This window comes from Streptomyces sp. NPDC058326 (assembly GCF_042879855.1).
Lineage (GTDB): Bacteria > Actinomycetota > Actinomycetes > Streptomycetales > Streptomycetaceae > Streptomyces.
Window position 1 is genome coordinate 462,238 of the sequence record NZ_JBHVZO010000001.1, and the last position, 17,804, is coordinate 480,041.

At 72.7% G+C, this 17,804-nt stretch carries 14 protein-coding genes and 1 tRNA gene; 8 read left to right on the forward strand and 7 right to left on the reverse strand.

Going from position 1 to position 17,804, the window contains the following annotated elements:
* The first annotated feature begins 34 nt into the window (after positions 1 to 34).
* A complete protein-coding gene (gene glmS, locus ACFVYX_RS01950) occupies positions 35 to 1,852 on the forward strand; it encodes a glutamine--fructose-6-phosphate transaminase (isomerizing) (RefSeq protein WP_389679317.1) in 1,818 nt (605 codons plus the stop codon).
* Positions 1,853 to 1,982: 130 nt separating this feature from the next.
* Here the strand turns inward: glmS and ACFVYX_RS01955 are convergent, their stop codons facing one another.
* Positions 1,983 to 2,546 carry a GPR1/FUN34/YaaH family transporter gene (locus ACFVYX_RS01955; RefSeq protein ID WP_389679318.1) on the reverse strand — a complete coding sequence of 188 codons (564 nt, stop codon included), beginning with the start codon at positions 2,544 to 2,546 and terminating at the stop codon, positions 1,983 to 1,985.
* A gap of 154 nt (positions 2,547 to 2,700) precedes the next feature.
* Positions 2,701 to 3,222 (reverse strand): universal stress protein, encoded by a 522-nt coding sequence (locus tag ACFVYX_RS01960; protein ID WP_015033782.1) that lies wholly within the window; start codon positions 3,220 to 3,222, stop codon positions 2,701 to 2,703.
* 345 nt (positions 3,223 to 3,567) lie between these two features.
* Here ACFVYX_RS01960 and ACFVYX_RS01965 point away from each other — a divergent pair, with 345 nt between their 5' ends.
* The 4 genes from ACFVYX_RS01965 (at position 3,568) to ACFVYX_RS01980 (ending at position 6,459) form a co-directional block, all read left to right on the forward strand.
* Positions 3,568 to 3,993, forward strand: a complete 426-nt coding sequence (locus ACFVYX_RS01965) for a hypothetical protein (protein ID WP_389679319.1) — start codon at positions 3,568 to 3,570, stop codon at positions 3,991 to 3,993.
* Positions 3,994 to 4,371: 378 nt separating this feature from the next.
* On the forward strand, positions 4,372 to 5,541 hold the full coding sequence (locus ACFVYX_RS01970) for a helix-turn-helix domain-containing protein (protein ID WP_389679320.1): 1,170 nt from the start codon (positions 4,372 to 4,374) through the stop codon (positions 5,539 to 5,541).
* A gap of 126 nt (positions 5,542 to 5,667) precedes the next feature.
* Positions 5,668 to 6,270: an oligoribonuclease gene (orn, locus tag ACFVYX_RS01975; RefSeq protein ID WP_389679321.1), complete on the forward strand. Its 603-nt coding sequence runs from the start codon at positions 5,668 to 5,670 to the stop codon at positions 6,268 to 6,270.
* Between the two features lie 116 nt (positions 6,271 to 6,386).
* Positions 6,387 to 6,459, forward strand: a tRNA-His gene (locus ACFVYX_RS01980).
* 56 nt (positions 6,460 to 6,515) lie between these two features.
* Here the strand turns inward: ACFVYX_RS01980 and ACFVYX_RS01985 are convergent.
* Together ACFVYX_RS01985 and ACFVYX_RS01990 are read right to left on the reverse strand one after the other, a co-directional pair.
* Positions 6,516 to 7,847 (reverse strand): endo-1,4-beta-xylanase, encoded by a 1,332-nt coding sequence (locus ACFVYX_RS01985; protein ID WP_389679322.1) that lies wholly within the window; start codon positions 7,845 to 7,847, stop codon positions 6,516 to 6,518.
* Positions 7,832 to 10,477: a cellulose binding domain-containing protein gene (locus ACFVYX_RS01990; RefSeq protein ID WP_389679323.1), complete on the reverse strand. Its 2,646-nt coding sequence runs from the start codon at positions 10,475 to 10,477 to the stop codon at positions 7,832 to 7,834. The genes ACFVYX_RS01985 and ACFVYX_RS01990 overlap by 16 nt, the downstream gene beginning before the upstream one ends.
* A 168-nt stretch (positions 10,478 to 10,645) precedes the next feature.
* On the opposite strand from ACFVYX_RS01990, the gene ACFVYX_RS01995 reads away from it, so the two are divergent.
* From ACFVYX_RS01995 to ACFVYX_RS02005, 3 genes are read left to right on the forward strand one after another with little or no spacing between them, the layout of a single operon-like run.
* Complete coding sequence (locus ACFVYX_RS01995) at positions 10,646 to 12,001, forward strand: ABC transporter substrate-binding protein (RefSeq protein WP_389679324.1); 1,356 nt, start codon at positions 10,646 to 10,648, stop codon at positions 11,999 to 12,001.
* Between the two features lie 39 nt (positions 12,002 to 12,040).
* Positions 12,041 to 13,015, forward strand: coding sequence for a carbohydrate ABC transporter permease (locus tag ACFVYX_RS02000; RefSeq protein WP_389679502.1), 975 nt, complete (start codon positions 12,041 to 12,043; stop codon positions 13,013 to 13,015).
* A gap of 43 nt (positions 13,016 to 13,058) precedes the next feature.
* Complete coding sequence (locus ACFVYX_RS02005; protein ID WP_389679325.1) at positions 13,059 to 13,883, forward strand: carbohydrate ABC transporter permease; 825 nt, start codon at positions 13,059 to 13,061, stop codon at positions 13,881 to 13,883.
* A gap of 103 nt (positions 13,884 to 13,986) precedes the next feature.
* On the opposite strand, the gene ACFVYX_RS02010 is transcribed toward ACFVYX_RS02005, so the two are convergent.
* The 3 genes from ACFVYX_RS02010 to ACFVYX_RS02020 all read right to left on the reverse strand — a co-directional run bounded on the left by ACFVYX_RS02010 (position 13,987) and on the right by ACFVYX_RS02020 (position 17,795).
* Complete coding sequence (locus ACFVYX_RS02010) at positions 13,987 to 15,504, reverse strand: cellulose binding domain-containing protein (protein ID WP_389679326.1); 1,518 nt, start codon at positions 15,502 to 15,504, stop codon at positions 13,987 to 13,989.
* 156 nt (positions 15,505 to 15,660) lie between these two features.
* Entirely contained in the window at positions 15,661 to 17,070 is a 1,410-nt protein-coding gene (locus ACFVYX_RS02015) for an ATP-binding protein (RefSeq protein WP_389679327.1), read from the reverse strand.
* Positions 17,067 to 17,795 (reverse strand): response regulator transcription factor, encoded by a 729-nt coding sequence (locus ACFVYX_RS02020; RefSeq protein WP_389679328.1) that lies wholly within the window; start codon positions 17,793 to 17,795, stop codon positions 17,067 to 17,069. The genes ACFVYX_RS02015 and ACFVYX_RS02020 overlap by 4 nt, the downstream gene beginning before the upstream one ends.
* Positions 17,796 to 17,804: the final 9 nt, after the last annotated feature.

The window sequence follows — 17,804 nt, forward strand, 5'->3', positions numbered from 1 at the left end:
GAAGCACCATCACAGACCTGGAGGGGTTTCCTTTATGTGCGGAATTGTCGGTTACATCGGAAAGCGCGACGTCGCCCCGCTGCTGCTCGAGGGCCTTGCGCGCCTCGAGTACCGCGGCTACGACTCCGCGGGCATGGTCGTCACCAGCCCGAAGGCCTCCGGCCTGAAGATGGTCAAGGCGAAGGGCCGCGTCCGCGACCTGGAGGCCCGCGTCCCCAAGCGCTTCACCGGCACCACCGGCATCGCCCACACCCGCTGGGCCACCCACGGCGCGCCGAGCGACGTCAACTCGCACCCGCACCTGGACCCCGAGAACAAGGTCGCCGTCGTCCACAACGGCATCGTCGACAACGCCCAGGAGCTCCGCGCCAAGCTGGAGGCCGACGGCGTCGTCTTCGCCTCCGAGACGGACACCGAGGTCATCACCCACCTCATCGCCCGCTCCCAGGCCACCACCCTGGAGGAGAAGGTCCGCGAGGCCCTCAAGGTCATCGAGGGCACGTACGGCATCGCCGTGATGCACGCCGACTTCAACGACCGCATCGTCGTCGCCCGCAACGGCTCCCCGGTCATCCTAGGCATCGGCGAGAAGGAGATGCTCGTCGCCTCCGACGTCGCCGCCCTGATCGCCCACACCCGCCAGGTCGTCACCCTCGACGACGGCGAGATGGCCACCCTCAAGGCCGACGACTTCCGCACGTACACGATCGCCGGCGCCACCACGACGCCCACCCCGGAGACCGTCGAGTGGGAGGCCGCCTCCTTCGACATGGGCGGCCACGACACCTTCATGCACAAGGAGATCTGCGAGCAGCCCGACGCGGTCGACCGCGTGCTGCGCGGCCGGATCGACGACCGCTTCTCCACCGTGCACCTGGGCGGCCTGAACCTCGACGCCCGCGAGGCCCGCACCATCCGCCGCATCAAGATCCTCGGCTGCGGCACCTCGTACCACGCCGGCCTCATCGGTGCCGGGCTCATCGAGTCCCTGGCCCGCATCCCCGCCGACGCCGAGCCGGCCTCGGAGTTCCGCTACCGCAACCCGGTCGTGGACCCCGACACCCTCTACATCGCCGTCTCGCAGTCCGGTGAGACCTACGACGTGCTCGCGGCCGTCCAGGAGCTGAAGCGCAAGGGCGCCCGCGTCCTCGGTGTGGTCAACGTGGTCGGCTCCGCCATCGCCCGTGAGGCCGACGGCGGCGTGTACGTCCACGCCGGCCCGGAGGTCTGCGTCGTCTCCACCAAGTGCTTCACCAACACGGTCACCGCCTTCGCGCTGCTCGCCCTGCACCTGGGCCGCATCCGCGACCTGTCCGTCACCGACGGCAAGCGGATCATCGAGGGCCTGCGCAAGCTGCCCGCGCAGATCAGCGAGATCCTCGAGACCGAGGACGAGATCAAGAAGATCGCCGCGGAGTACGCGGGCGCCCAGTCGATGATGTTCATCGGCCGCGTGCGGGGCTACCCGGTGGCCCTCGAGGCCTCCCTGAAGCTCAAGGAGATCTCCTACATCCACGCCGAGGCCTACCCGGCCTCCGAGCTGAAGCACGGCCCGCTCGCCCTCATCGAGCCGGCCCTGCCGACGGTCGCGATCGTCCCCGACGACGACCTGCTGGAGAAGAACCGCGCCGCCCTCGAGGAGATCAAGGCCCGCAGCGGCCGCATCCTCGCGGTCGCGCACCAGCCGCAGGCGAAGGCCGACCACACCATCGTCGTGCCGAAGAACGAGGACGAGCTGGACCCGATCCTGATGGGCATCCCGCTCCAGCTCCTCGCCTACCACACGGCGCTCGCCATGGGCCGCGACATCGACAAGCCGCGCAACCTGGCCAAGTCCGTCACGGTCGAGTAGCAGCGGTCCCGGGGCCTGTCCCCCCGGGTCCGCGGCCGCCGGGCCTGTCCCCCGGCGGATCGGCCGGACACGAAGCGGTCCCTGTGCACACCCAGGTGCACAGGGACCGCTTTTCCTCGTGCGCGTACGGTCAGCTCGCCGTGGCGGCGCCGCGGTTCGCCCTGCCGAGGGCCATCGGCCAGCCGGCGACGGCCGCCGTCGCGCCGTACCAGGCGACGAGGCCCGCCACGGCCGCGACCCAGCCGCCGGCCTTGCCGAGGCCCCCGCTGCCGGCGAGCGCCCCGATGCCGAGCAGCAGCAGCGCGAGGAACAGCAGCCCGTACACGCCCTGTCCGAACAGGCCGCTGCCCGAGGCCGCCATCGTCAGGGTGAGGGCGAGGAGCGCCCACAGGAGCATGAAGACGCCGACCGCGTCGGCCGAGGCGCCGCCGCCGACGGCGGTGCCCCAGGTGAACCAGAAGGCGCCCAGCGCCGCGAACGCCGTGCCCTCGCCCTTGTCGCCCGCGCGGAGGGCGAGCATGCCGACGAGGAAGAGCGCCACCCCGCCGACCCAGGTGGCGAGGCCCGCGGCATCCGCTGCCGCGACGTTGTCGATGACGCCCGTACCGCCGAGGCCGAAGGCCAACAGGGTCAGTCCGAGCGCGAGGTGGCCGAGAGTGGAGGTGCTGTTTCCCGCGGCGACGTCTTTGTCCACGGCGGGCTCCCTTCAGGAGTGCAGTCGTGCTGCGTGAGCTGCTGTGATCCGGTGACCCTTATCTACCCTTCACAAGCACACAATTCACCTGAGGAAGGCCGAATTTATGGCCGGATGAAGGCAGTTGAGGATCGGAACCCGCGGGGCGGGGCTCCTACGGGATGACGATCACGGGCCGCTGGGCGCGGCGGGCGAGGCGCCCGGCCACCGAGCCGAAGATCCGTCCGACGATCCCGTGCGTGGAGCCGACCACGATCGCGTCGGCCGAGTACTCACGGCCGACCTCCTCCAGCTCGTGGCAGATGTCCCCGCCGCGCTCGACGAGGATCCAGGGCACCTCGGAGAGGTGCTCGGCGCAGGCGAGCTCGAGACCGAGGACCTCGGTGCGGTGGTCGGGCACGTCGACGAAGACCGGGGGCTCGCAGCCGGCCCACACCGTGGTGGGCAGCCGGTTGGCCACGTGCACGATGATCAGGCCCGAGCCGGAGCGGCGGGCCATGCCGATGGCGTACGCGAGGGCGCGCTCACTGGACGTGGAGCCGTCGAAGCCGACGACCACCCCGTGCCGGAAGGCCGGGTCGCAGGCATGACGTGGCTGTTCGACCGCGAGGGGGTCGACCGTGGAGTCGGCGACGCGCTTGCGGTCCGCGGGTTCGGGGAATTCGTGACCGGCCATCGGTGTCTCGGCGAAGAGGGTCCTCGTGGGAAGGGACGGGGAACAGGGAGAGACGGAACAGGGGTGGCGGCGGAGCTGTGTGTCCGGGAATCATCTTCCCAAGCCCATACCCCCAAGGGTACGGCGACACTCCTCTCCTGCCCAGAGCCCGCCGTGCCACTCCCGGCGTGCCCGCCGCTCGCGCGCGGCGTTCCAGGGAGCATGCACGAGCGGCTCGGGATCTGGCAATGCCGGTTGTGTCCTACAGGCGTCCGTACGGGGGCCAAACGGACGTCGCCCAGAGTGACCGGAACGTTCCACTCCTCGTTGCCACAGGTCCAGCCCACCGTCGCAGGGAGCCCGCCCGTGCCCGCACCATCGACCGCCGCCGGCCAGACCTCCGCCACCCCCGCCCCCGCACTCGCCGCGCCCCGCGGACGCCGCAGGGCCCCCGCCCCCTCCCCTCTCTTCCCGGCCGCCACGACGGCCGGGGAGACGGCCGGGGAGACGGAGACGGCCCCGGGGGCGGCCGGAGCGGTCCCGGGGACCGGAGCGGCGGACCAGGCCGGTGACGTCGTCCGCTGGGCGGTCTTCTGCTGCGTGCTGGTCCCGGTGGTCCTCGTCGTCTACGGCACCTCGCTCGGCGGCGCCGCCGGCACCGCGCTCGGCCTCCTCTCGGTGACGGCGGCCTGCCGGGTGCTGCTGCGCCGCTCGGAGCGCGGGGGGCGCCGCGGGGCGGGCGAAACCGGGTCGAACCGGCGCCCCCACCGGTCCCGCCCCTCTTCGAGTTGACAGGTTCGTACACCCGAACCCATATGTTTTCAGCCAAGTTCCATCTCTCGGCGAGTCCTTGGCGGAACGGTTGCCCAACCCCGGCACCGACACCCGAGAATGCCCGTCCCCCAAGGCCCGCACCCCCCGCGTACGGGGGCGTTCGCGGCGCCGCGCCTTCCCCTCGGGGCCCCCGGACGGCAGACTTCGCGATCGATCGCTTCGCGCCAAGTGGCCTTGTCGACAATCCATCGGATGAAGAACTTGTCACGCCGGCGCCACGGGACACAGTAGATTCGATCATGGGTACCGAAGACTGGGGTCTCGTGCAAAACCGAGGGGAAACGTGCAGGAGCGACACGACCAGGGAGACGCGAACACCGAGGGGGGCTTAGCGTCATGAGCCAGGACTCCGCCGCACCGGAGGCCGCACGGAAACTGACCGGGCGCCGCCGTCGCGAAGTCGTCGCGGTGCTGCTGTTCAGTGGCGGCCCCATCTTCGAGAGCTCCATCCCGCTCTCCGTGTTCGGCATCGACCGGCAGGACGCCGGAGTGCCCCGCTACCGGCTGCTCGTCTGTGCGGGCGAGGACGGCCCGCTGCGGACCACCGGTGGACTCGAACTGACCGCGCCGTACGGCCTGGAGGCCATCGGCCGCGCGGGCACCGTCGTCGTCCCGGCCTGGCGGTCGATCACCTCGCCGCCGCCGCCGGAGGCGCTCGAAGCGCTGCGCCGGGCCCACGAGGAGGGCGCGAGAATCGTCGGTCTCTGCACCGGCGCCTTCGTCCTCGCCGCGGCCGGCCTGCTCGACGGCCGCCCGGCGACCACGCACTGGATGTACGCGCCGACGCTCGCCAAGCGCTACCCGTCGGTCCATGTGGACCCCCGGGAGCTCTTCGTCGACGACGGTGACGTCCTGACCTCCGCCGGCACCGCGGCCGGAATCGATCTGTGTCTGCACATCGTGCGGACCGACCACGGCACGGAGGCCGCGGGCGCCCTGGCGCGCCGGCTGGTCGTCCCGCCGCGGCGCAGCGGCGGTCAGGAGCGCTACCTCGACAGGTCTTTACCAGAGGAGATCGGCGCCGACCCGCTGGCCGAGGTCGTCGCCTGGGCGCTTGAGCACCTCCACGAGCAGTTCGACGTGGAGACCCTGGCGGCCCGCGCGTACATGTCACGGCGGACCTTCGACCGCCGGTTCCGCTCGCTGACCGGTTCGGCTCCGCTGCAGTGGCTGATCACCCAGCGGGTCCTGCAGGCCCAGCGGCTGCTCGAGACCTCCGACTACTCGGTCGACGAGGTCGCGGGCAGGTGCGGCTTCCGCTCGCCGGTGGCCCTGCGCGGCCACTTCCGGCGGCAGCTCGGCTCCTCGCCGGCCGCCTACCGGGCGGCGTACCGCGCGCGGCGGCCGCAGGGCGACTCCGGCACGGCGGTGCTCGACGCGGTCGTGCCCGCCCAGGTCGCGGCGGGCCTCAGGCGCCCGGCGTCCCCGCTGGAGCCGGGAAAGCCGCAGTCCGACGCCTACGCCCCGGGACGCGCCGCGCTGCCGGGCCAGCGCAGCGCGCCGTAACACCGACCCGCGCGGCCACAAGCGGCGCACCGCAGGACCGACGGGCGCCCGGGACACCTCCCCCGGGCGCCCGTCGGCGTGACCGGCGGGGCCCACGCCATGGCCCAGGGCCCTAAGGTAGGACGCATGAACGATCGCATGGTGTGGATCGACTGCGAGATGACCGGGCTCTCGTTGACGGACGACGCACTCATCGAGGTGGCCGCGCTGGTCACCGACTCGGAACTGAACGTGCTCGGCGACGGGGTGGACATCGTGGTCCGCCCGCCGGACGCGGCCCTGGAGACCATGCCGGAGATCGTGCGCCAGATGCACACGGCCTCGGGACTGCTCGACGCGCTGCCCGGCGGCACCACCCTCGCCGACGCCGAGGCGCAGGTCCTCGCGTACATCCGCGAGCACGTGAAGGAACCCGGCAAGGCGCCCCTGTGCGGGAACTCGGTCTCCACGGACCGTGGCTTCCTCGCCCGGGACATGCCGGCTCTGGAGAGCCACCTGCACTACCGGATCGTCGATGTCTCCTCGGTCAAGGAACTGGCCCGCCGCTGGTACCCGAGGGCGTACTTCAACAGTCCGGAGAAGAACGGCAACCACCGGGCGCTCGCCGACATCCGCGAGTCCATCGCGGAGCTGCGCTACTACCGGGAGGCGGTCTTCGTCCCGCAGCCCGGTCCCGACTCGGAGACCGCGAAGCAGATCGCGGCCCGCCACGTGCTGCCCGCGGAATGACCGCCGGATGACGCCCCGCTCGCGCCCTCGGACAATGGGGGCGCGAGCACCCTCCGGAACCCTGTAGACTTCTTCTCGGCCGGTCAGGGAAACCTTCGGGGAAACCGCCGGGCATGGTGGGTATAGCTCAGCTGGCAGAGCACCTGGTTGTGGTCCAGGATGTCGCGGGTTCAAGTCCCGTTACTCACCCTGAAGGCCGAGGCCCCGGTTCGAAAGAACCGGGGCCTCGGTCGTTTTCGTGTGTCTCAGGTACAGGTGAGCGCCGCCGGGGGCGGGTTGGTGCCCGTCCAGGCGCCGTTGAACCCGAAGGAGACGGTGCCGCCGGGCGGCAGCGTCGTGTTGTACGGGAGAGGGGTGGCCGTCACCTCTGCGCCGGTCTGGGTCACCGTCGCGTTCCAGGCCTGGGTGACCCGCTGCCCCGCCGGCTGGGTCCAGCGGACGGTCCAGCCGGCGAGGGCTGCCGTGCCCGTGTTGCGGAGGGTGACCTGGGCGGTGAAACCGCCCGTCCACTGACTGCTGACCGCATACGTGACGGAGCACACACCCGGGGCCGGCGGGGTCACCGGAGCGAGCGTCCCGGCGATCCCGGCGTGCGCCGGTTTCGGGTTCAGGTTCTCGTCGTACGGGGTCGCCGCGCCCTCGCCGGGGAAGAAGTCCGGGATCCAGGAGTCGGAGTCCGTGAAGCCCCAGACGGTGACGCCCGCGCAGCGGGTGACGGCCAGGCAGGCACGGAGGACGGCGGCGTAGTCGGCCTTCTGCCGGTCGAGCTTCTCGGCCGTCGCCGGCAGGGGCATCCGGATGTCCAGTTCGGTGATCGCCACGTCCACGCCGAGGTCGGCGAAGCGGCGGAGGTTGGCCTCCAGGGAGGCGGGCACCTGGCCGAGGATCAGGTGGGCCTGGAAGCCGACGCCGTCGACCGGGACGCCCTGCGCGAGGAGCCGTTTCACCAGGTTGTACATGCCGTCGCTCTTCGCGCCGATCGCGTCGGTCGAGTAGTCGTTCAGATAGAGCTTGGCGGCCGGGTCGGCGGCGCGGGCGGCGCGGAAGGCGTCGGCGATGTACGACTCGCCGAGGGTGGCGCCGAAGACGGACTGCCGGAGGGTGCCGTCCTCGTTCAGGGGTTCGTTGACGACGTCCCAGTGGTCGACGCGGCCCTTGTAGCGGCCGGCCTCGGCGGCGATGTGGTCGGTCATGACGGTACGGAGCTGGTCCGCGGTCCAGGTGCCGTCGCTCACCCAGGACGGCAGCTGGCTGTGCCAGACGAGGGTGTGGCCGCGGACCTGCTGGCCGTGGGCCTCGGCGAAGGCGACGACCCGGTCGGCGCCGGCCCAGTCGTAGGCGCCCCGGGTGGGCTCGACGGAGCCCCACTTCATCTCGTTGCCGGGGGTGACGGAGCCGAACTGGGCCCCGGCGACGTCCGCGTATCCGCCGGTGAGCTTCCCGGCGGTGACGGCGGTGCCGAGGTAGATCCCCCGGGCCTCGGCGAGGTCGCGCAGCGGGGTGTCGGCGGCGGCCGCGGGCGTGGCGGTCAGGGCGGCGGCCAGGAGCGCCGCCGCGGCGGTCAGGCGACGGAGCACGCCGCACCTCCGAGGGTGAAGGCGGCCGGTGCGGGGTTGGTGCCGGTCCAGGTGCCGGTGAAGCCGAAGGAGGCGGAGGCGCCGGCGGCGACGGAGCCGTTCCAGCCGACGTTCTGCGCGGTGACGGCGGTGCCGCTCTGGGCCGGGGTGGCGTTCCACATCTGGCCGACCCGCTGGCCCGCCGGGTAGTCCCAGCCGAGCTTCCAGCCGGTCCAGGCGGTGGTGGAGGTGTTGGTCAGGGTGATGTCGGCCTGGAAGCCGCCCTGCCACTGGTTGGTCACCTTGTACGCGACCTTGCAGGCGCCGGTGGGGGGCTCGGTGCCGCCGCCGTTGTCGCCGCCGGTCTCGGCCGTGTCGCCGTAGATGACGCCTCGGCCGTTGGTGGAGACGTACACCCGGCCGTAGACCCGGGGGTCGCCGGTGATGGCGCCGCCGGTCCAGCCCCACTGGTGGGCGTCGTCGTTGATCCGCACCCAGCTCGCGCCCGCGTCGGTGGAGCGGAAGATGCCGCGGACTCCGCCGATCTTGGCGCTCGTGTAGAGGGCGGGGTAGGTGGCTCCCGGGGCGGCCTTTCCGAAGCCGATGGTGTCGGCCTGCTCGACGCCGGTGACGCGGGTGAAGGTGGCGCCGCCGTCGGTGGAGTGCCAGAGGCCGTACGTGGCGTCGGTCGCGCCGCCCGCGAGCCAGATGTCGCCCTTCTTGCCGGGGACGGCCTTGAAGCGGATGTTGCCCTTGGCCGGGAGGCCGGTGGCCCTGGCGGTGAAGGTCCGGCCGCCGTCGGTGCTGGCGTAGAAGGTGCCGGCCGCGACACCGTAGAAGGTGAGCGGGTCGACGCGGTCGGATTCGACGGTCGCACCGGCCGGGATGCCGGTGGACGCCGTCCAGGCGCCTCCGGTGCCGGTGTGGACGCCGGTGCCCTCGGGGCTCCAGACGAACCGGGTGCCGTCGGCGCCCGCCGCGACCGTGCCACCGCCGGTGACGCCCGCGGGCTCCTGTCCCCCGGTCCAGGAGGCGCCGTTGTCGGTGGAGAAGGCGACGCGCGGGCCGCCGTCGAGGTGCCCGGCGCGGACGACGGCGGCGGGCTTGGTCTCGGCGAAGTCGACGCTGGTGGTGGAGGTGAAGTTGGGGCCGGTGAACATCATCGGGGGGACCTTGGTGAGGTCCGTGTGCCGGAAGCCGCCGATGTCGCCGAGCGCGCTGATCAGCGGGGCCCCGGAGGGCGGCGACGCCAGGTCGAGGACCGCGGTCTCCTCAAGGCCCTGGACCATCGGCCTGATGGTGAAGTTCGTGCCGGTGTCCCACCTGGTGAGTTCGGTGGTGCCGTAGATGGTGGCGCCGGTGCCGTACATCATGCGGTTCGAGTCGAAGGGGTCGATCTCCAGGGCCTCGGTCATCCAGCCGAGCTTCGGGGTCTGCTCGGGCGGCGCGGGGTTGCCTCCCCAGGTCAGCCAGGGAGAGGAGGAGACGTCCATGGTGTAGCGGTTGGCGCGGTTCGGGTACGAGCTGTAGTCCCAGGCCCTGGTCCACGTCCCGCCGCTGTCGGTGGAGCGGAAGAGCTGGGTGTCGGGATACCAGGAGCTGTAGGCGGAGACCATGACGGTGCCGGGGCGCTGCCGGTCGACGGTGAGGCCGCTGAAGCCGTGGTAGGTGTCGGCCTCGGCGACGGGGCTGATGTCCGTCCAGGTGCCGGTGGCGGTGGCGTACCGCCAGACCTGGCCCTTGCCGCCGTCGTACGGGCCCGCCGTGTCGCTGTACGCGAGGTAGAGGTAGCCGTTCTCCGCGTCGAGGACGCCCTTGTGGGCGAGGTAGCCGGTGGGCTGGCCGGGCAGCCGGGTCCAGGTGGCGCCCGCGTCGGTGGAGCGGTAGACGGCGTTCTGCTTGTCGCCGACGCCGACGTAGATCGTGCTCGTGGCGCGGCCGGCGGTGCCGGTGGACTCGTCGAAGGTGACCCAGACGATGCCCTGCTCGTCCGAGTTGTAGCCGCTGGTGTCGGTGGGGTCCTGCTGGTAGCCGCCGGGGTTGGTGAAGGAGGTGACCTTCGACCAGGTGGCGCCGGAGTCGGTGGAGCGCCAGAGGCCGTTGCCGCTGGGGGTGCCGAGGTAGAGGACGCTGTTCTTGTGCGGGTCGATCGCGAGGCGTTCGCCCATGCCGCGGCCCGGCATGTTGCCGCCGAGCTTGAAGGGGAGGTCGGCACGCTGCCAGGTGGCGCCCCGGTCGGCGGAGCGGAGGACGGCGCCGTTGCCGGGGTCCCAGTCGTTGGTGTAGGTGCCGACGGCGGCGTAGACGCGGTCGGGGTCGACGGAGTCGGTGGCGAGGCCGACGACTCCGGTGTGGCCCCAGTCGTCCCAGCCGATGTGGTCGAGGAGCGGGGTCCAGGAGGAGGCGGCCTGGTTCCAGCGGTAGGCGCCGCCGATGTCGGTGCGGGCGTAGGCGAGGTTCTTCTCGCTGCGGTTGAAGACGATGCCGGGGACGAAGCCGCCGCCGTCGATCCGGGCGTTCTTCCAGGTGTACGAGGCGCTCGTGGCGGCGGGCTCGGCGGGGGCCGGTGCGGCGGTGACGTGGGGTGCCGCTCCTGCGAGGAGGCCGGCGGTCAGGGCGAGCCCCGCCAGGAGGTGTCGTGATCGGCGCATGGGGGTCCTGTCGGAGAGGGGGTATGGGAGCGCTCCCACTATTGGGGGCTGTCAGAACACGGTCAAGGTCCGGGAACCGTCGAAGACGTTCGACGGCGCTCGGCCGGACGGGTGGTGGCGCCGGGTGGGTCCCCGCCCCCGGACGAACCGCGCACTACGGTCGGGGCCATGTGGTGGAGGAGGAGGCGCGGCGCCGCCGGAGGCGAACCGCTCACCGTCCTCGCCCTCGCCCTCGCCCTCCTCCTCGGCGCCGCGCTCTGTGCCGGGTGCGCCACCGACCCGCCGGAACCGTCCCCCGTACCCGGCCGCGAACGCGTCGACGGCGCCGGACGGCCGGTCACCCTCACCGTCGGCGTCTTCGGGGAGTTCGGCTTCCAGGAGGCCGGGCTCTACGACGCGTACATGCGGCTCCGTCCGGACGTCGCCGTCCGGCAGACCTCGCTCGCCCGCAACGACGTCTACTACCCGCAGCTGCTCACCCACCTCACCGCCGGCTCCGGCCTCGCCGACGTCCAGGCCGTCGAGGTCGGCAACATCTCCGAGGTCGTCGCCACCCAGGCCGGACGGCTCGACGACCTCGGCTCCGCGCCCGGCGTCGACGAGCAGGCCTTCCTTTCATGGAAGTGGGCGCAGGCCACCACTCCCGACGGCCGCACCCTCGGGCTCGGCACGGACATCGGCCCCCTGGCCCTCTGCTACCGCAAGGACCACTTCGCGGCGGCCGGGCTGCCCACCGACCGGGAGACCGTCGGACGGCTGTGGGCCGGGGACTGGCGGAGATACGAGGAGGTCGGGCGGCGCTTCGCCGAACGCGCCCCCGAAGGCGTGGCGTTCACCGACTCCGCCTCCGGGGTGCTCGCCGCCGCCGTCTCGGGCGCGCCGCTGCGCTACTACGACGCGCGCGGCGAGCTGGTCGTGGCGAACAACCCGCACGTCCGGGCCGCCTGGGACCTCGCCGCGGACTTCGCCCGGCAGGGGCTGACGGCCCGGCTCCAGCAGTTCACGCCCGACTGGGACCAGGCGTTCGCCCGCGGGGCCTTCGCCACGATCGCCTGTCCGGCGTGGATGCTCGCCTACATCCAGGACAAGGCAGGTCCGGCCGCGCGCGGGCGGTGGGACGTGACGGTGGCGCCGCGGCCCGGCAACTGGGGAGGTTCGTTCCTCGTCGTGCCGTCCGCCGGGCGGCAGCGGGCCGAGGCCGCCCGGCTCGCGGCCTGGCTGACCGCGCCCGAGCAGCAGGCCCGGCTGTTCGCCCGGCGCGGCGGCTTCCCGAGCGCCTCCGCCGCGTACCGGCTGCCGGAGGTGGCGGACGCGCGGCACCCCTACTTCGGCGACGCGCCGACCGGCCCGCTCTACGCGGCGGCCGCGCGGGGGGTGCCGCTGGCCCCGGTGGGGCCCAAGGACGGGCTCGTCAACCAGATCCTCTCCGACACGGGGATGCTCCAGGTCGACCAGACCGGGCGGTCGCCCGACTCGGCATGGCGGGCGGCGATGAAGGCGATCGACAACGCGCTGGACCGGTGAGCGTCCGTGACCCAGACGAAGGACCCCGTGGATCCCTTCCTGCCGCCCGCCGGTTCGCCCGTCCCACCGCCCGCCGCCGCGCCCCTGAGGCCGGAACCGGTCCGGGGGCGGGAGCGCCTCGGCCGGCTGCGGTCGCGCTCCGCTCCGTATGTGCTCGTCGCGCCGTTCTTCGTGCTCTTCGGGGCGTTCGGTCTCTTCCCGCTGGTCGCCACCGCCTGGACCTCGCTGTTCCGGGTGGAGCTGACCGCGCCGGAGGCCCGGGAGTGGGTCGGGCCGCACAACTACGTCCGGCTGCTGCAGGACGAGTTCTTCTGGAACGCCCTCTTCAACACCGTCGCCATCGGTGTCCTCGCCACCGTTCCGCAGCTGCTGCTCGCGCTCGGCGTGGCGCACCTGCTCGACGTGCGGCTGCGGGGACGCCTTGCCTTCCGGGTGGTGGCGCTCGCCCCGTACGCGACCTCGGTGGCCGCGGCGACGCTCGTCTTCGCGCTGCTCTTCGGCCGGGACCAGGGGATGGTGAACTGGGCTCTCGGGCTCGTCGGGATCGACCCGGTGGACTGGCAGAACGGTCCGTGGGCCTCGAAGGTCGCCGTCTCGTCGATCGTGATCTGGCGCTGGACGGGCTACAACGCGCTCATCTACCTGGCGGCGATGCAGACCGTCCCGCGCGAGCTGTACGAGGCGGCGGCGCTCGACGGGGCCTCGCGGTGGCGGCAGTTCCTGCATGTGACGCTGCCGGGGCTGCGGCCCGCGCTGCTCTTCACGGTCCTGGTGTCGACGATCGGCGCGACACAGCTGTTCGGTGAGCCGCTGCTGTTCAACAGCGGGGCGGGGGCGTCGGGCGGGGCGGACCACCAGTACCAGACGCTGGGGCTCTATCTGTACGAGCAGGGCTGGGTGAACCTGCACCTCGGGCGGGCGGCGGCCATCGCCTGGGCGATGCTGCTGATCCTGGTGGTGCTCTTCGGCGCGGCGCGACTGCTGCGGCCGGTGCTGCGCGGGAAGGGTGCCTGATGCGGACACCGGCAGACCTCAAGCGGACGTGGAGGGCGGCCTGATGCGGACGGTGCGGGCGGGCTGGGGCACGTACACGCTGCTCGGTCTCTTCACGGTGGTCTCCCTCTTCCCGCTGGTGTGGACGGCGGTGGCGGCCTCGCGGACGAGCACGCGCCTCGCGTCGGCGCCGCCGCCGTTCCGGTTCGGGCGGAACCTGCCGCGGAACCTGGGGATCGCCTGGGCCGAGGGCGGTCTCGGGGAGGCGCTCGCCAACACCACGGTCGTCGCGGGCGCGGTGGCGGCGGGCACGGTCCTCTTCTCGACGCTCGCCGGTTTCGCGTTCGCCCGGCTGCGCTTCCGGTTCCGCGGCACGCTGCTGCTGCTGGTGGGCGCGACGATGCTGATCCCGCCGCAGCTGGGGGTCGTACCGCTCTATCTGCTCGTCGCACGGCTGCGGTGGACGGACGAGCTGCAGGCGGTGGTCCTGCCCGCGCTCGTCTCGGCCTTCGGGGTGTTCTTCATGCGCCAGCATCTTCTGCGGGCGCTGCCGGCGGAGCTCCTCGAGGCGGCGCGGGTCGACGGGGCGGGGACGATGCGGGTGGTGTGGCACCTGGTGTTCCCCGCGGCGCGTCCGGCGATGGCGGTGCTCGGGATGCTGTCGTTCGTGGCGGCGTGGAACGACTTCTTCTGGCCGGTGCTCGTGCTGACGCAGACCGGGAACCCGACGGTGCAGGTGGCGCTCACGGGCCTGGGGCGGGGGCATGTGCCGGACACCTCGGTGGTGATGGCGGGGGCGCTGCTCGGGACGCTGCCGCTGCTCGTCGTACTCGCGCTGTTCGGGCGGCACATCGTGGGCGGGGTGATGCGGGGTGCGGTGAAGGGCTGAGTACGGCGCCCCCCGTCTCGGCCGTCCGAAAAAGGTGCGCGCCCCGGTCGGCGGTGGGGTGGTTCCGGCCGGGGCGCGCGGTGTGGGGGGCCTAGGGGGTGTCTTACCTGTAGGCAGCGAAGGCCTTCGTGAAGGCCAGCGGCTGCTGGAGGATCGAGGAGCAGGTGGCGTCGGCGCGGTTCACGGCGCCGTCCGGGCACTGCTTGTCGCGGGTCGAGGACCACATCGAGAGCCAGCCGATGCCCTTCGACTTCGCGAAGTCGACGAGCTGGGTGGCGTCGTCGACCTTGAAGATCTCGGACAGGACGTCGTTGACACCGATCATCGGGGTGACGGCGACGGCCTTCCAGGCGGCCGCGTCGGAGAGCCCGAGGACGCCCTTGATCTGCGCCTGGGTCGCGGTCGCGGCCTGGATCGCGTACGTGCCCATATCCGCGCTGTACGCCGGGCCGTAGTCCATCGCCATGATGTTGACGGCGTCGACGCGGACGCCATTCCTCTTCGCGTCGGCGAGCAGGTCGACGCCGGGCTGGGTGAGTCCCTCGGGCATGACGGGCAGGGTGAAGGAGACGTTCAGGCCCGGGTGGGACTTCTGGAGCTGGGCGATGGCCTGCGAGCGGCGGGTGTTGGCGGCGGTGTCCGGCAGGGCCGCGCCCTCGACGTCGAAGTCGACCTTGGTCAGCTTGTACTGGTCGATGACCTTGCCGTACGCGGCGGCGAGCGCCGAGGACGACGAGCAGTTCAGGGCCAGCTCGTGGCCGGCCGCGCCGCCGAAGGAGACCCGGACGTCACCGCCCTTGGCGCGGAGGGCGCCTATCTGGGCGGCGACCTTGTCGTCTCCGAGCTCGGTGACTCCGCCCCACAGCGGGGCGCAGGAGCCGCCGGAGGTGATGAAGGCCAGATTGAACTCCTTCACGCCAGTGGCGTCGGCGGTCGCGAGCAGGTCGTACGCCGGGTGGAGCGAGGTGTCGACGTAGGGGGCGTACTTCGCGGCGGCTCCGGTCGAGGGGGCGGTCGTGGTGGGCGTCGGGGTGGGGGCCGGTGCCGTGGTCGTGGTGGCGGTCGGTTTGGGGCTCGCGGTGGCCGTGGCGCTGGGGGTCGGCCTGGGGCTCGTGGTGGCCGAGGGGGAGGCCGTGGTGGTGGGCTGCTCGGTGGGGCGGCCGCTGGGGGTGGGGGCGGGGCCTCCGGCGGAGCAGGTCGCCTTGTTGATGAGGCAGTTGGCGGGGTCGCCCGCCGCTCCGGCGGCGGAGGTGACGAAGCCGACGGTGACCGACTGGCCCGGGGCGAGCTGCTTGTTCCAGCTCGCGGGCTTCACGGTGACATGGCGGCCGGAGACGGTGTGCTCGCCGTTCCAGAGGGACCCGATGGTCGTCCCTTCCGGCAGGTCGAACTCCAGCGTCCAGCCCCCCGACTGGACGCTGGAGGTCTCGTTGGTGACGACGTACTGGCCGGTGTAGCCGCCGGTCCAGGAACTGGTCCTGGTGTACGCGGCGCCGACGGCGGCGGCCTGGGCCGTACCGGTGAGCGCGAGGACGGCGCCGACGACGACCGCCGCGGCGACGACGGCGCCGACGGCCTTGGTCCTGGTGCTCGTCCTGCGCCGGTGCGAACTGGTGGCCATCGCGTGCCTGCCTCTGCGTACTGGGGTGGGGAGGGGGTGGGGCAGCACGCTAGCGACCGGCGAGCGGACAAAAGGGCGTCCGGGGGCGCGGGTGGGATTTCTTAGGGTCCGCTTAAGGAGGGCATCGGAACCACGAAAGGTTCCGCTCCGTACGGCTCAGCCTTCGGCGGCCCTGCGGGTGCCCGTGCCCCCGCGGCGGCGGCGGGCCGGGCGCCGGTCGCGGCGGCCCGTCGCGCCGCCCGTGCGGCGCCCGTCGAGACCGATCCAGACCCGGACCTCCGTACCGCCGAGGACGGAGTGCCCGATGCGGACGTCGCCACCGGTGGCCTCCGCCATCCGCCGCACGATGTCGAGGCCGAGGCCCGTGGAACCGTCCCGGCCGCCGCTGTTGCCGCGGGCCAGGGCGGCGGCGGGGTCGGCGATGCCGGGGCCCGCGTCGGAGACGAGGACGATGACGGCGTCCTCGCCGTTGTGGAGGTCGATCGAGAAGGCGGTGCCCTCGGGGGTGTGCCGGAAGACGTTGCCGAGGAGGGCGTCGAGCGCGGCGACGAGTTCGGGGCGCGCGACCGGGATGCGGACCGGGCGCTCGACGCCCGCGACCCGTACCCTGCGGTCCTCGTCCTCGGCGAGTGCCGACCAGAACTCCATCCGCTCGCGCACCACTTCGGCGGCGTCGCAGCCCGCGCCGGGACCGGTCGCCTGGGTCTGCGGCTTCGCGTCCCGGGCCGTGCGGATGATGGTGTCGACCTCGCGTTCCAGCTGCTCGACGGCGGTACGGGTCTGCTCGGCGGCCGGGCCCGAGCCCAGCGAGGCCGCGTTGAGCCGGAGCACGGTGAGCGGGGTGCGGAGCCGGTGGGAGAGGTCGGCGGCCAGTTCGCGCTCGTTGGCGAGCAGTTGGACGACCTGGTCGGCCATGGAGTTGAAGGCGACGGCGGCCGACTTCAGTTCGGGCGGCCCCTCCTCGGGGACGCGCGCGCCGAGCCTGCCCTCGCCCAGGTCGTGGGCGGCGCCCGCGAGCCGCTGGGCGGGCCGGACCATCCGGACGCCGAGCCGGTCGGCGACGGCGACGGAGCCGACGATCAGGGCGACGCCGACTCCGGCGAGGACCAGCCAGGCGGTGGCGACGCCGTTGGACACCTCGCCCTCGGGGACGAAGAGTTCGACGACGGCGACCTGACCGCTGCTGAGGGCGGTGGGCTGGAGCAGCGCGAAGCCGCCCGGGACCTCGGCGATGGAGGCACGGCCGAGCCTACGGGTGGTCGCGAGGTCCTCCGCGGCGGCCCGCCGGGTGCCGATCTCCAGGGCCTTGGCCCCGGGTTCACCGGCGGGTACGTGGACGGCGAGCCGTCCGGCGGCCCCGTCCTCGGTGGTGGCGACGGCCTTGTCGAGCTCGTCGCGGTCGGTGGTGATGGCGAGGACGGGGGCGAGGCCGGAGGCCCGCCGTTCGGCGTTGGAGAAGGCCCGGTCGCGGGCCATCTCCTTGACGACGAGACCGAGGGGTACGGCGAAGGCGACGACGACCATGACGGTGACGGCGAGCGACACCTTGACGAGGGCCCATCTCACGGCCGGGACTCCGGCGGCACGGGCGCGGGTTCCGGCTCCCGGGGCGGCTCCAGCTTCACGCCGACCCCGCGCAGGGTGTGCAGATAGCGGGGCCGCGCGGCCGTCTCCCCCAACTTCCGCCGCAGCCACGACAGATGTACGTCGATGGTCTGGTCGTCCCCGTACGACTGCTGCCACACCTCGGCGAGCAGTTCCTTGCGCGGGACGACGACACCCGGGCGCCCGGCGAGGAAGGCGAGCAGGTCGAACTCGCGGCGGGTCAGGTCCAGAGGTGCCCCGTCGAGCTCCGCCTGTCGGCGCAGCGGGTCGACGGTGAGGCCGCCGACCTGGAGCGCCCGGGACGGCGGCAGCTCGCCCGCGGCGGACCGCGCCCGGCGCAGGACGGCGGCCATCCGGGCCGAGAGGTGGTCGACGGAGAAGGGCTTCACCAGGTAGTCGTCGGCACCGGCGTGGAGGAGCCGTACGATCTCCGCCTCGTCGTCCCGCGCGGTCGCGATGATGACCGGTACGTCGGTGAGGCCGCGCAGCATCTTGAGCGCCTCGGACCCGTCCAGATCGGGCAGTCCGAGGTCCAGGACGACCACGTCGAAACGGAAATGGGCGACCTCGCGCAGCGCCTCCAGAGCCGTGCCGACGCTCCGTACCGTGTGGGAGGCCTCGGAGAGCTGCCGGATGAGGGCGGAGCGCACGAACTGGTCGTCCTCGACCACGAGCACACTTGCCATGGGCCGCAC

Coding starts and splice junctions, on each gene's coding strand:
- glmS (WP_389679317.1), top strand. CDS start 35: ATGTGCGGAATTGTCGGTTACATCGGAAAGCGCGACGTCGCCCCGCTG.
- ACFVYX_RS01960 (WP_015033782.1), bottom strand. CDS start 3,222: ATGGCCGGTCACGAATTCCCCGAACCCGCGGACCGCAAGCGCGTCGCC.
- ACFVYX_RS01970 (WP_389679320.1), top strand. CDS start 4,372: ATGAGCCAGGACTCCGCCGCACCGGAGGCCGCACGGAAACTGACCGGG.
- orn (WP_389679321.1), top strand. CDS start 5,668: ATGAACGATCGCATGGTGTGGATCGACTGCGAGATGACCGGGCTCTCG.
- ACFVYX_RS01990 (WP_389679323.1), bottom strand. CDS start 10,477: ATGCGCCGATCACGACACCTCCTGGCGGGGCTCGCCCTGACCGCCGGC.
- ACFVYX_RS01995 (WP_389679324.1), top strand. CDS start 10,646: ATGTGGTGGAGGAGGAGGCGCGGCGCCGCCGGAGGCGAACCGCTCACC.
- ACFVYX_RS02005 (WP_389679325.1), top strand. CDS start 13,059: ATGCGGACGGTGCGGGCGGGCTGGGGCACGTACACGCTGCTCGGTCTC.
- ACFVYX_RS02010 (WP_389679326.1), bottom strand. CDS start 15,504: ATGGCCACCAGTTCGCACCGGCGCAGGACGAGCACCAGGACCAAGGCC.
- ACFVYX_RS02020 (WP_389679328.1), bottom strand. CDS start 17,795: ATGGCAAGTGTGCTCGTGGTCGAGGACGACCAGTTCGTGCGCTCCGCC.